This is a genomic window from Blautia sp. BIOML-A1 (genome assembly GCF_009883055.1).
Lineage (GTDB): Bacteria > Bacillota > Clostridia > Lachnospirales > Lachnospiraceae > Blautia_A.
In genome coordinates, this window is record NZ_WWVR01000031.1 from 26568 (window position 1) to 40660 (window position 14093).

General features: G+C 45.4%; 12 protein-coding genes and 1 other annotated feature. Of the genes, 1 reads left to right on the top strand and 11 read right to left on the bottom strand.

Annotated elements, in window-relative coordinates; genetic code table 11:
- Positions 1-22: 22 nt before the first annotated feature.
- Entirely contained in the window at positions 23-940 is a 918-nt protein-coding gene (locus GT674_RS12840; RefSeq protein WP_161286071.1) for a hypothetical protein, read from the bottom strand.
- 158 nt (positions 941-1098) lie between these two features.
- On the opposite strand from GT674_RS12840, the gene GT674_RS12845 reads away from it, so the two are divergent.
- Complete coding sequence (locus tag GT674_RS12845; RefSeq protein WP_161286072.1) at positions 1099-2406, top strand: tRNA(Met) cytidine acetate ligase; 1308 nt, start codon at positions 1099-1101, stop codon at positions 2404-2406.
- Positions 2407-2488: 82 nt separating this feature from the next.
- On the opposite strand, the gene GT674_RS12850 is transcribed toward GT674_RS12845, so the two are convergent.
- The 10 genes from GT674_RS12850 to ftsH all read right to left on the bottom strand — a co-directional run bounded on the left by GT674_RS12850 (position 2489) and on the right by ftsH (position 13798).
- The gene (locus GT674_RS12850) at positions 2489-3277 is read right to left on the bottom strand and encodes an ABC transporter ATP-binding protein (protein ID WP_161286073.1); all 789 of its coding nucleotides are present in this window, start codon (positions 3275-3277) and stop codon (positions 2489-2491) included.
- A 2-nt stretch (positions 3278-3279) separates the two neighbouring features.
- A complete protein-coding gene (locus GT674_RS12855; protein WP_161286082.1) occupies positions 3280-4191 on the bottom strand; it encodes an ABC transporter permease subunit in 912 nt (303 codons plus the stop codon).
- Between the two features lie 76 nt (positions 4192-4267).
- Positions 4268-5290, bottom strand: a complete 1023-nt coding sequence (locus tag GT674_RS12860; protein WP_161286074.1) for an ABC transporter substrate-binding protein — start codon at positions 5288-5290, stop codon at positions 4268-4270.
- 65 nt (positions 5291-5355) lie between these two features.
- Positions 5356-5603: a binding site (T-box leader), on the bottom strand.
- A 64-nt stretch (positions 5604-5667) separates the two neighbouring features.
- On the bottom strand, positions 5668-7032 hold the full coding sequence (locus GT674_RS12865; protein WP_161286075.1) for a PFL family protein: 1365 nt from the start codon (positions 7030-7032) through the stop codon (positions 5668-5670).
- 72 nt (positions 7033-7104) lie between these two features.
- Entirely contained in the window at positions 7105-7377 is a 273-nt protein-coding gene (locus tag GT674_RS12870) for an ACT domain-containing protein (protein ID WP_161286076.1), read from the bottom strand.
- 17 nt (positions 7378-7394) lie between these two features.
- Positions 7395-8192: an MBL fold metallo-hydrolase gene (locus GT674_RS12875; protein ID WP_161286077.1), complete on the bottom strand. Its 798-nt coding sequence runs from the start codon at positions 8190-8192 to the stop codon at positions 7395-7397.
- On the bottom strand, positions 8189-8779 hold the full coding sequence (gene coaE / locus GT674_RS12880; RefSeq protein WP_161286078.1) for a dephospho-CoA kinase: 591 nt from the start codon (positions 8777-8779) through the stop codon (positions 8189-8191). The genes GT674_RS12875 and coaE overlap by 4 nt, the downstream gene beginning before the upstream one ends.
- Entirely contained in the window at positions 8780-11419 is a 2640-nt protein-coding gene (gene polA, locus GT674_RS12885) for a DNA polymerase I (RefSeq protein ID WP_161286079.1), read from the bottom strand.
- 28 nt (positions 11420-11447) lie between these two features.
- The gene (locus GT674_RS12890; protein ID WP_161286083.1) at positions 11448-11780 is read right to left on the bottom strand and encodes an anti-sigma factor family protein; all 333 of its coding nucleotides are present in this window, start codon (positions 11778-11780) and stop codon (positions 11448-11450) included.
- 146 nt (positions 11781-11926) lie between these two features.
- Positions 11927-13798: an ATP-dependent zinc metalloprotease FtsH gene (gene ftsH / locus GT674_RS12895; RefSeq protein ID WP_161286080.1), complete on the bottom strand. Its 1872-nt coding sequence runs from the start codon at positions 13796-13798 to the stop codon at positions 11927-11929.
- Positions 13799-14093: the final 295 nt, after the last annotated feature.

A 14093-nucleotide genomic window follows, 5' to 3' on the forward strand; every position in this document is an offset into this window, starting at 1 on the left:
TGGGGAAAAATCACGAACTTTTTCAGTCCTTAAAGAAAAATCTGTAGATCCTCGCATATTTTTTCTTGTTTACATCTATTCTCCACATAAAGACTGTCATCGCAAGAATCACTGCCGCCAGCCCTGAGATATAAAACAGATTTGTTTTTCCGCTGGAATAATAAGAAATAAACACATTTCCATCTTCATCTTCCAGATATCGCACCGTATAATACATCTCCTTTTTTTCTTCTGCCAGCTCTGTTTCCAGTTTGAACTTTTTGCCTGCCAGAAGTTCTTCCTGAAATAATTCTTTGTTCAACAGAACATCTTCATAAGCAGCTATATAGATTTCTTTTCCATCCATATAAAAATTTATGTCTTCAGCGTATTGCTCGAGTGGCTCCACATGAATCTGTCCATAAAATTCTATTTCTTCTCTCGGCGGAAGTATACTGGCGATCCCCATACATGCCATGCACATACCCCAAACGGCAAGCACGACAAGAATGACTGTATGTCTGGATCTTTCCCAAAGTTCCGGCATTCTTTGTCCACAATGATATTTTGTATATTTTCTCTCTGCAACCTTGACGAAACGTTCTTTTCCCTCGGTCGCATCATCAAGCACGATCCTGCCGTTTTTAAAGTAGAGGATGACCTCCTCAAAATTGTTCTGAAAACAGAACCCTTCCAGATCCTGATAATAAAATTTTTTTGTTTTTCTCCGAAAATCTCTTACCATGATTTCTTCATCATCATACGTAATGCAGAAATTTCCGGCATCCAGAATTCCATACAATCCGTATATACCGATCAAAATACCAACGGCGGCCATCGATATTTCTGCCCAGGATAAGTTTTTGACGATCAACACACCTGCTGCGAGAATTCCAATGCATAAAAGAGGAATACAGATCTGCAACTGTATGCGGGCCTTTTTCAGAGTTCTTTTTTTCATGTCTGTTTCCTTTCTGCGATTTATCTGTATAAACAAATTATATCATTTGGTGACATTGCCTACAATACACTTCATGATATCAGCTTGCCGCGTCTTTTTACGTATGTTACAATAGGAAAAACCAGATAACTTTTGCCGTGGGCAGAGAGGATTTTATTATGAAAGTAACCGGGATCATTGCGGAGTACAATCCGTTTCATAAAGGACATAAATACCAGATAGATTACTGCAAAAAAAAACTGAATTCAGATTATGTGATCGTCGCCATGAGCGGAGATTATGTACAAAGAGGCACTCCTGCGCTTCTTCCGAAGCATGTACGGGCTGAGATGGCACTTCGATGTGGTGCGGATCTCGTACTTGAGATGCCGGTGTCTGTAAGTACCGCCAGTGCGGAAGCCTTTGCCATGGGCGGCGTTTCCATGCTGGACGGACTACATATTGTGGACAGCCTCTGTTTCGGAAGTGAGTACGGAGAAGTTTCCGCTCTTATGGAACTGGCAGAAATTCTCGTAGAAGAACCAGAAGAATACCGGCAATTACTGAAGGAATTTCTGAGTAACGGACTGTCTTTTCCTTCTGCTAGATGCCAGGCACTGACAGAATATTTCAGAAATCCCCATAATTTTACAGGAGATGATTTTGATGGTGTTCTTACTCCGCTCCTGAATCAGATCGTACAGATCCTGAATTCGCCCAACAACATTCTCGGTATCGAATACTGCAAGGCACTTCTCCGCCTTAAGAGCAATATAAAACCGGTCACCCTGAAACGTCAGGGAATGGGCTATCATGAAACACTTGCAGAGACTGACGGTTCCGACAGATTCTCCCGTACGGATGGCAACACCTTTGCCTCAGCTTCTGCGATCCGCGAATTACTGAAAGCCACACTCACACCAGAAACAATTTCCCGGATTGCCTCACAGGTTCCGGATGAGATTTCATTACTCCTTGCCTCTTCTCTGCAAAGGAATGAATTCCTGACAGAAGATGCCCTGGATCCGCTTCTATCCTATTGTATATTAAAAGAAAATGCAGACAGCTTTTGCAGTTACCTGGATGTCTCCAGGGATCTCGCAGAACGAATCATAAACCGCTCGAATGAACTCAATGGTTTTCTTCAGGCTGCCTCCTTCCTGAAGACAAAAGAACTTACCCAGAGCAGGATCCAGCGGGCACTGCTCCATATCATCCTCGGAATCCGGGAAGTGCCCGCCACCGTTCCTTACGCACGCGTACTTGGTTTTCGCCGGGAAAGCAGCACATTACTGAAGGAGATCAAGGACAGCAGCTCGATTCCACTCATCACCAAGCTTGCTGACGCAAACAGCCTTCTCGATGAATCCGGAAGATCGTTTCTATATGAAACCGTCTTCTCATCCAACCTCTACGAAAAGCTGCTCTGCCGGAAAAATGGCAGAAAGTTCGTTCACGAATACCAGAAACAGCTTGTCATTCTGTAAATACTGACATAAAAAAGACCATCACTGACTTTTGAATCCTGCAAGCATACAGATTTCCTTTATCAGTGATGGTTTTTATTTTTTAGTCTGACAGAAGAATACGGTCATTATCAAGAGCCTTGCCTGCTCCTGTCTTGAATTTCTCAAGAAGTGCATCTACTGTCATATTCTTTTTTTCTCCTTCTCCGATATCCAGCACAATATTTCCGGAGTCCATCATCAGGATCCTGTTTCCGAGGTCGATCGCTGACTGCATGTTATGCGTGATCATCAGACAGGTAAGCTGATATTCTTCCACAATACGCTTCGTCAGGTTCAGAACCTTCTCAGCTGTTCCCGGATCAAGTGCTGCTGTGTGTTCATCCAGAAGCAGAAGCTTCGGTGGATTCATGGTCGCCATCAGAAGCGTAAGTGCCTGACGCTGTCCGCCGGAGAGAAGCCCTACCGGATGGCTCATCCTCTCTTCCAGCCCAATGTCAAGCTTCTTTAATTCTTCACGGAATCTTTCTTTTTCCTGACGACTTGTATGAGAAAGCCAGCCGCCCTTTCCTGCTGCAAGGGCAAGATTTTCTTCGATCGTCATCCCCGGTGCAGTTCCGCGCATCGGATCCTGATAAAGGCGCCCGATCTCCTTTGCACGCACATGCTGCGGCATGAAAGTAATATCCCTGCCATCCAGCTCGATCGCACCTGCATCCGTCATAAAATCACCACAGACTGCATTGAAAAGAGTTGATTTTCCGGCACCGTTAGAGCCGATGATCGTTGCAAAGTCACCCTTCTTAAGTTCCAGAGAAAGATCCTCGATTGCTTTTTTTTCATTTACCGTTCCCGGATTAAATGTTTTTGCGATATGACTGATCTTTAACATCCTCATCTGCCTCCTTTTCTGTGTGTCAGTCGACGTCTGATCTGCGGCCACTGCTGCTTAAGATATGGTCCGGAGATTGCAAGAACAACGATGACAGAGGATACCAGCTTCAGCATAAATGCCGGCATATTGAATCGAAGTGCGATGGTGTATACAAGGCGGAAAATAAAGGAACCAAGAACCATTCCCACGGCTCTCACAAAGATCCCGCCACGGCCGAGGAGCGTACCACCGATCAGAAGAGAGGCCAGTGCGATCGTGACCATTCCCTGTCCGATGTTGATATCTACAGATTTTTGCGACTGAGACAGAAGACATCCGGAAAGTGCAGTAAATGCATTTGCCACGCACAGTCCGATGATTGTGGTAAACACCGGGTTAATGGAAGAAGATTTTACCATGTCAGAGTTATTTCCCGTTGCCCGGATTGCAAGGCCAAGCCTTGTTTTGAGGAAAAATACCAGAAATGCAACGACAAGGATCACTGCGATCAGTGCAACAATGATATCCTCTCTTCCCTTCAGTGGTGTGCTGGAGAGTGCCTCCTTCATCATGGAAAATACAGTTACTGTCCGATTCATATTGATGAGAGAAGATCCTCCCATCACTGCAATATTCACGGAATACAAGGCTGTATTTACGATAATTCCGGCAAGCAGACTGTCTACGCCAAGCTTGGTCTGCAGGATCGCAGTTACAAAGCCTGACAGTACACCGGCGAGCATCGCCGCTATCACAGACAGAAACGGATGGCCGCTGACTGCCACGACAGCACCTACGGCTGCTCCAAAAGTAAAGCAGCCGTCAGTGGAAAGATCGCAGACATTCAGCATAGAGTAGCTAAGAAACAGAGCAAGGACAGTCAGAGAACAGATCAGTCCCAGCTTCAGGGCTGTCTCTCCAAGGGAGAGCATGGTTGCAATCGTCACGGTAAATTCCTCCAGTTAGTTCGATTCTATTTTGTAACTGTTCAGTACCCTCACAGTTACTTTATTTTTCTATATCTTCAAAGCTTTCTGCAGTGGTAATCTCATTAACCTGTGTGCAGAGAGGTTCGAATTCTTTTTTGACAGTCTCAAGGTCAAGACCAAGACCCTCACAGGTTTCTGTGTTTACAGTTGCAGTTCCGTTATCAAAGGTTTCAACAGCTGTCTCGGATGGTTTTGCTCCATCTACCAGGATATCTGCGATCATATCCGCCGTCTTCTGTCCAAGATTTGCATAATCTACACCATAGCCTACAAATGCACCGTTCAGTGCGAAGGAGTCTGCTCCTGTATAGTGCGGGATTCCTGCCTCGATGAATTTCTCATAGATAGAAAGCTCTGCTGTCATAATCGTATTGTCTGTAGGTGTGAACACTGCATCCACGCCATCTGCGATCAGTGCTTCTGCCGCAAGCTGAACCTCATCTGTTGTAGTTCCGGTACGTTCAACATATTCGATGCCTTCTTTGTCCAGATAATCCTTTGCTTCCTGGATCGCTGTTGTGGAAGAATCCTGTCCTACGTCATAGAGGAGTCCAATCTTCTTTACATCCGGGTTCTGTGCCTGGATCAGTTTCATGATGGAAGAAGTATCCAGATAATCGCTGGTTCCTGTGATGTTTGCTCCAGGAGCATCCAGAGAATCTACAAGTCCGGAACCGACCGGATCAGATACTGCTGAAAATACAACCGGTGTCTCAGTTCCCTCTGTTGCGGACTGCATACGCATTGCTACCGGTGTAGCCACACCAACCATCAGATCTACGTTGTCAGCCTGAAAATCAGAAATAATCTGTTCCATGACACTGGCATCTGCATTACAGTTATCATAAGACACATCAAAAGTGACACCCTTTTCTTCGCCAAGTTCTTCCAGACGGCTCTGGATATTGTCTACGATCTGATTCAGAGAAGCATCATCCACATAGTTGCAGATACCCACCTTGAAATCATCCGCCATTACCGGTGAAGCCATCATCATACTGGTTGCTACTGCTGCTGCGATTACTAACATTCTTTTTTTCATAGTCTTTTTCCTCTCTCTTTCTACATTTTCTGTGCCATGAGAAAAAAAGAACCGCCTCAAGCTATGCTTGAGACGGTAATAATTTCTTATTATCGCGGTACCACTCAAATTGACGTATCGTCCACTTTCTCATGTACAAACATACACTCCTGATTGGTAACGGGTTCGGTTCCCGTCAGTGCCTACTCTCCAGATACGAATTTCGGACTGCCCTCGGAAGGCCATTCAATCATCCGCTTCATACAGGCTTCCACCATTACCTGCTCTCTGGAATGTTGCCGGATCATTTACTCTTCTTCCTCATCGGTTTTGTTGTTTTATACTTTACCATACGAAACTGTATCTGTCAATCACTTTTTGACTTTTTTGCGAATTGATCAGTTCTTAAAGCTGTGGATCGGGGCCGGAATACGTCCGCCTCTTTCTACAAACGCATCACAGGAGAACTGGTTGACCGGCATGATCGGTGCATAGCCGAGAAGTCCGCCGAATTCTACAGTCTCACCTACACCCTTGCCGATAACAGGGATCACTCTGACTGCGGTTGTCTTCTGGTTGATCATACCGATCGCAGATTCGTCCGCAATGATTCCGGCGATCGTAGTTGCCTTTGTGTCTCCCGGAATTGCGATCATATCAAGACCTACCGAGCAGACGCAGGTCATTGCTTCCAGCTTCTCAAGTGTCAGTGCACCAAGATTTACCGCATCGATCATTCCCTGATCCTCGCTGACCGGAATAAATGCACCACTTAAACCACCGACTGCCTGAGCCGCCATAACACCGCCCTTTTTGACCTGATCGTTCAAAAGAGCAAGAGCTGCTGTCGTTCCCGGTGCTCCGACTCTCTCAAGACCGATCTCTTCCAGGATTTCAGCAACACTGTCACCGATTGCCGGTGTCGGTGCCAAAGAAAGGTCAACGATGCCAAACGGTACTCCAAGACGTTTGGATGCCTCCTGTGCCACCAGCTGGCCCACACGTGTTACCTTAAACGCTGTTCTCTTGATCATCTCGCAGAGTGTCTGGAAATCTGCCCCACGTACAGCCTCCAGTGCTGTCTTGACAACGCCAGGACCGCTGACACCAACGTTGATGATACAGTCTGCCTCTGTCACACCGTGGAATGCACCTGCCATAAACGGGTTATCATCCGGTGCATTGCAGAATACAACCAGCTTCGCACATCCAAGGGAATCCTGATCCTTGCTGGCCTCTGCTGTTTCAAGAACGATCTCTCCCATCAGTTTGACCGCATCCATATTGATACCGGTTTTGGTAGAACCGACATTTACAGAACTGCAGACACGTTCCGTAACAGCAAGTGCCTGAGGAATGGAACGGATCAGAAGCTCCTCTGCCGGTGTCATTCCCTTACTTACCAGTGCAGAATATCCACCGATGAAGTTAACGCCAATGGTCTTGGCTGCTTTGTCAAGCGTCTTGGCAACAGAGACAAAATCTTCTGTTGAATGACATGCCACACCGCCTACAAGTGCGATCGGTGTTACGGAAACTCGTTTATTTACAACCGGAATCCCGAATTCTGTTGCAATCTTGTCACCTGTAGCCACAAGATCTTTTGCCTTTGTGGTGATCTTGTCATAAATTTTCTGGTTCATAGTCTCCAGGTCACTGTCAATGCAGTCCAGAAGACTGATACCCATAGTAATGGTACGCACATCCAGATTTTCCTGTTCGATCATCTTATTTGTTTCATTTACTTCAAATATATTTAACATGTCGGTGCTCCTTTATTAAGGTTTATCGTAACTGTTCAGTCCCCTCACAGTTACGGTTTATCAGTTTTTATTTTAGATTCTGTGCATTACATTGAAAATATCTTCATGCTGGCAGCGGATCACTACACCGATCTTGTCACCGATTTCAGAAAGATCCTTTGAAATAGTTGCAGCGTCTTTTTCGGAAGCGCTGGTATCTGTGATCATCATCATGTTGAAATACCCCTGAACGATAGTCTGAGAAATATCCAGGATATTTACATTGTTCTCTGCAAGATAAGTACATACCTTTGCAATGATTCCCACGGTATCATTTCCTACTACTGTAATGATTGTTTTTTTCATAACTGTCTCCCTTTCTCTTATACGGTAACTGCCTCAGAAGCAAAATCCCTGTGCGCTACCTGAATTCTGAAATCTTTTGATTTGTAAGGGTTGTCTCCCATTGTTACCTCTGAACATACAGTTTCGTAAGCAAGTTCTTCATAATTGTTTTCCCTGCTTAAATGTCCAAGAAAAATTGCTTTCATATTATCGTGAAGAAGCCGGCACAGAAGCCTGCCTGCATTTTCATTGGACAGATGCCCTTTTTCTCCAAGAATCCTCTGTTTCAGATAATAGGGATATTTTCCAACCTGAAGCATCCGGATATCATGGTTTGCTTCCAGAAGGAGTGCATCCAGATTCTGAAGATTTTCGACAATATATTCATTATAATTACCAAGGTCCGTCGCGATACCAACGGAACTTTCTCCACATTCCACGCGATAACCGACCGGCTGTGCCGCGTCATGAGGAATGGTAAAAGGATTGATGGTCAGATCCTTAACTGCGAAAGGCTCGTCCTCCTTTATCTCACGGAAAATCCCCTCCGGAAGTTTCCCAAGGGATCCACTCTTGACCATCGCGTCTATCGTACCCTCCGTTGCATAAACCGGAATCCCGTATTTGCGTGCGATCACGCCCAGTCCCCTGATATGATCTGAGTGCTCATGCGTGATCAGGATCCCGTCCAGATCACGGCCTGTAAGATCGATGCTGTTGAGTCCTGCCTCCATCTTCTTTCCACTGATGCCGATATCCACCAGCATGTGCGCCTGCTCGGATCCTATGTAAATGCAATTTCCACTGCTGCCGCTTGCAATACTGCAAAATCTCATAATGCCCTGATCCCTTCTTCGATCTGACTCCATGTTTCCTTCAGATCTCCGTTATTTTGTATGATATAATCTGCATGTTCCCGGAAAAATTCCTCTGTTGCCTGACGTGCAATGATGTTTCCGGCCTTTTCTCTTGTGTAGCCCCGGCTGCTCATCAGACGTTCGATCCGGATTTCCCGGTCTGTATGAATATACCACACTTTGTCACAGAATGCATCATAATGATCTTCCAGAAGAAGGGCAGCCTCCACTACCATGAGCGGGCAGCCTGCTCTTTGCTGTACCTCAATCTCATCCAGAATATACCTCTTTACAGCCGGATGAATAATATCATCCAGCTTCTGCCGCATTTCTTCATGGGCAAATACTACATCAGAAACTATCTTCCGGTCAATGGTTTTATCGTTTTTTATGATTTTTTTTCCGAACAATGCGATAACCTGATCATAACAGATACCGTCCGGTTCCATGACCAGATGACCGATTTTGTCTGCCTGTAGCACACAGGCGTTGAATTCTTTCTCCAGATAATCGAGGACGGTGCTCTTACCGGCACCGACCCCTCCTGTAATTCCTATAATCTTCATTTATTTTGCCTCATACCAGTTTTCGCCCTGGTGCATATCAATCTCAAGCTCCACGGACAAATGTGCAGCACCCTTCATTTCTTCTTCCAGAATCTTTGACACAATGTCAATTTCTTCTTTTTTGGTTTCGATCAGGAGCTCATCGTGTACCTGAAGGACAAGCCTTGACTTTAATCCTTCCTGTTTCATTCTTTCGTATACACGGTTCATCGCAATCTTGATAATGTCTGCCGCACTTCCCTGGATCGGTGAGTTCATCGCCACCCTCTCTCCGAAGGAACGCTGCATGAAATTGCTGGATTTAAGTTCCGGTACCGGACGGCGGCGTCCGAGCATTGTCGATACATAGCCTTTTTCTTTCGCTGTTTTTACAAGTTCATCGAGAAATCCCTTAATCTTGGGATAGGTCTCAAAATATTTCTCGATATAGGCTGCTGCCTCTTTGCGGGTAATACTTAAATCCTGGCTTAAGCCAAAAGAACTGATGCCGTATACAATTCCAAAGTTGACTGCCTTGGCATTTCTTCGCTGGAGCGGTGTAACCTCATCAAACGGCACATGAAAAACCTGAGAAGCCGTCAGTCGATGGATGTCCTGTGCCTCCCGATATGCCTGGATCAGTTTCTCATCTCCGGACATATGTGCAAGGACTCTCAGCTCGATCTGAGAATAATCCGCATCCAGGAACACGAATCCGTCTTCCGGCACAAAAACCTTACGGATCAGTCTTCCAAGTTCCATCCTGACCGGAATATTCTGAAGATTCGGTTCTGTACTGCTGATCCGTCCGGTTGCCGTAATCGTCTGATTAAAGGTAGAATGAATCCTTCCGTCTGCTTCGATCACAGCACTCAGTCCATCTGCATAGGTAGATTTAAGCTTGGCAAGCTGGCGGTATTCCAGGATATTCTTGATGATCTCATACTCCGGCGCAAGCTTCTCCAGAATATCTGCTGCTGTAGAGTAACCTGTCTTTGTCTTCTTGCCGCCCGGGATTTCCATCTTTTCAAACAGGATCACACCCAGCTGTTTCGGGGAATTGATATTGAATTCCTCACCGGCCTGCTCCCAGATCAGCTTTTCCAGTTCATGAATACGGATACTCAGTTTCTCACCGTAATTCTTCAGTTCCTCGCCTCTGACACAAATTCCCCATTTCTCCATGGAATCCAGGGTGAATACCAGCGGGAGTTCCATTTCTGTATAAACCTTCCACATTTCTGTCTCATGAAGTGCTTTTTCGATCGGCACTCTGGACGCAAGGACGGTGTACGCCACATAACAGGCATAGGTTCCCAGTCCTTCCAAAGATTTCTCCCAGGCTGTCCGGAAAGTTTCTTTGCCCAAAAGGTCTTCTCGGGTCGGAAGCAGTTTCCCGTCCAGGTATTCTTTCGCCACGTCATCAAAGGTATAGGAGGATTTCAACGGATTCAGAAGATACACTCCAATCCCCACATCAAATAACTTCGAGGCTTCTGTAAGCTTCACATGCTTAAGGACACTCTTGACATCCATACAGCACAGTATCGTCGTCTCTGAAAGTTCCTCTAACTTACCGCAAAGATACTCTCCTGTCACAAGTCCCTCCACCGGGATATGGTAGACCTCATTTTCCTCCAGTGCGATTCCAACTCCATAGACATTCTCTTTGTCACAGAGCAGTTCTATGCCTGCACAGACTTTGGATGCTGCTTTCTGAAAAAGTGCCTCGGCTCCGGCCAGATCTTCACAGGTAAAAAAATCATCCGCCATGGTCTGCTCCGGCACACTTGTCACGTCAAAACGTCCCAGAAGATTCTTGAATTCCAGACGTTTACAGAGTTCATAAGCTTCCGGGGTATAGAGATTTCTGATCCGTGCCTCCTCATAGGAGAACTCGATCGGACTCTGTGTATTGATCGTTGCCAGAGATTTACTTAAAACTGCCAGATCATAATGCTCACGAAGAGATTCTCTTGCCTTGTTTGGTTTCACTTCTTCAAGATGTTCATGGGCATTCTCAATAGAACCATACTGTACGATCAATTTGGTGGCAGTCTTCTCTCCTACCCCCGGAATTCCCGGGATATTATCTGCGGAATCCCCCATCAGAGCTTTCAATTCAATAATCTGAGGCGGTGTGACCTGATATTTCTCCAGAACCTGCTCTGCATGAAAATTCTCAATCGTCGTTTTGCCGCGGGATGTCTTGGGAAGGCGGATCATGATCCTGTCTGTCGCAAGCTGGAGAAGATCTCTGTCTCCTGAGAGGATCGTGACCTCCATGCCCTGTTTTTCACTTCGAAATGCCAGCGTACCAAGAAGGTCATCCGCTTCATAACCTGCCATGGAAACTGTCTTCACGCCCATAGAGGTGAGGACTTCTCGGATCAACGGTACCTGCTCCCGAAGTTCCACAGGCATTGGCTTTCTTGTTCCCTTATATGCTTCATACATCTTGTGCCGGAAAGTCGGCTCATGAAGATCAAATGCAACGGTCAGATACTCCGGCTTCTCCTCCTCAAGGATACGAAAAAGAATATTCAAAAATCCATAAACCGCGCCTGTATGTTTCCCCTCTGAGTTTGTCAGATCCGGAAGTCCGTAAAAAGCACGGTTCAGTATGCTGTGTCCATCTATCAACAATATTTTTTCACTCAAGTTTCCTGTCCTCCTGTTATATATCCAGTTAACTGAATATAACCAAAATCGCAAATACACACAAGGCTATGGCAGCACACACGCATAAAAGCCCTGTCACAAAATACATAACCCGCTTCTGATGGATGTTCCTCCTGGTTCTACGGATCTCCTGCTCAAGAAGCTTCTTAAAATCGAGAACCTTTCCATCTTTATCCTCATCCAGCTGCTGCATTGCCTCATGAACAATAAAATAAGTCTCCAGTTCGTCATAACAGGAGGGACAATGTTCTATATGATCCAGGAATCCCTCAAGTTCATTCATAGACAGGCTGTGGTCAATAAAACGTGTAACCATGCTCTCTGCTGTCCTGCAATCCATTTCCGTCACTGGCTGCCACCTCCTGTTTCTGTTCTGTACCACTGATTTTGTTTCGGATTTTATTCTGTCACTGTAGTATAGCATAAAAAAAGACAGTTCTCAATGAAATTTACCGGAACTGTCTTTTGGTGTGAACTCAAATGTTTTTATTCTTTTGCAAGGCTGACTTCCTGAGCCTCTGACGGAGTCTCGAGAATCTTCATAAACTCCTCTCCTGTAATGGTTTCATGTTCATAGAGATATTTTGCCAGTTCATGAAGCTTACCTATGTTGTCCTTAAGGATCTGAAGTGCCTTCTCATGCTGAGTACGTACAAGCTCTACCACTTTTTTATCGAGCAGTGTCTGCGTTTCAAAGGAGCAGGCAAGACTGCTGTCTCCTCCCAGATACTGATTGCTGACACTTTCCATCGCAACCATGTCAAAATCCTCACTCATGCCATAGCGTGAGATCATTGCTCTGGCGATTTTGGTTGCCTGTTCAATATCATTGGATGCACCTGTGGTAATAGAATGGAAGATCAGTTCCTCTGCCGCACGTCCACCGGTAAAGGTAGCGATCTTGTTTTCCAGTTCTTCCTTGGACATAAGGAAATGTTCCTTCTCATCTACCTGCATGGTATATCCAAGTGCTCCTGAAGTACGCGGAATGATCGTGATCTTGTGTACCGGTGCGGATTCTGTCTGCTTCGCCGCAACCAGCGCATGTCCGATCTCATGGTAGGAAACGATCAGCTTCTCCTTATTGGAAAGAACACGATTCTTTTTCTGATAGCCGGCAATTACAACTTCAATGCTCTCTTCAAAATCTGCCTGGGTCGCAAATTTACGTCCATCACGAACCGCTCTCAGTGCCGCCTCATTGACAATGTTGGCAAGCTCTGCACCAGAAGCTCCGGCAGCAGCCTTGGCAATCTCATCAAATCGTACCGTATCTGCAATCTTGATCTTCTTCGCATGAACCTTGAGAATTTCCTCACGTCCCAGAAGATCAGGAAGTTCTACCGGAATTCTTCTGTCAAAACGACCCGGACGGAGAAGTGCCGGATCAAGAGAATCCGGACGGTTTGTCGCTGCAAGAATCACGACACCCTTGGATCCGTCAAAGCCATCCATCTCTGTCAGAAGCTGGTTCAGTGTCTGTTCACGCTCATCATTGCCGCCTGTAAATCCTGCACCGTCACGCTTCTTACCAATCGTATCAATCTCATCGATAAAGACAATACACGGCGCCTTCTCATTGGCCTGCTTAAAAAGATCACGGACCTTGGCCGCACCCATACCAACAAACATCTCTACAAATTCAGATCCTGAAATAGAGAAGAACGGTACCTCAGCCTCACCTGCTACTGCCTTGGCAAGAAGAGTTTTACCTGTTCCAGGAGGGCCTACAAGAAGAGCTCCCTTCGGCATAGATGCTCCGATCTCCGTGTATTTCTGCGGATTGTGGAGATAGTCAACGATTTCTGTCAGAAGTTCCTTGGCCTCATCTTCCCCTGCCACATCAGAAAATTTAATCCCTGTGGATGATTTGACATAAACCTTGGCATTGCTCTTTCCAAAGGACATTGCTCCTCCGGGACCACCACCCATAGATGACATCATTTTCTTGCTCAGCCAGCGTCCAATAAAGATAAAAATCACGATTGGTACAACATAGCTAAGGATAAGCGTCATAAAAATTGACGGGCTTTCCGGAAGGACCTCATCCATTGTTACCCCTGCGTCAAGCAGACGGTTCACAAGATCAGGATCATCCATCTTAACAGTCTTGCAGAGAACGCTGTCACCGGAAGCTTCTGTCCCTGTTTCATAATAAATGTAATTCTCTTCCACAGTGGCCTTGGTGACATTACCCTTCTCCACATTCTCTATAAATGTAGAATAATCTGTCTTCTGTATACTTCTTTCCTGCACTGCCGGAACTACAAGCATATTCAGAAGAATGATAACGATACCGGCAATAATGTAATAGACATACATTGGGATCTTTTCTGGTTTCTTACTGCCAAACTTCATTTAACTTCTGTCCTCCATATCTTCGAAAGCATCCGGTATCTTCAGTATTCCCGTATTCCTTCGAAATCATTTATGTTATGTACCATACCATTTTTTTCACAGTTATTCAATGTTCATTGTATGAAAAATTATAAACTTTTCATAAAACATTTTTCGACAGAAATCCTGGAAGTAAAACAATTACTCCCATGCATTCCGTGATTCTCCGAGAATTTTCATAAAAAAGTGTCTTCGACACTTCAGCTCCCCTGCCCCTCATTCATGAGGGGATAAGGGGTTTCTTTTTTATTTAAAA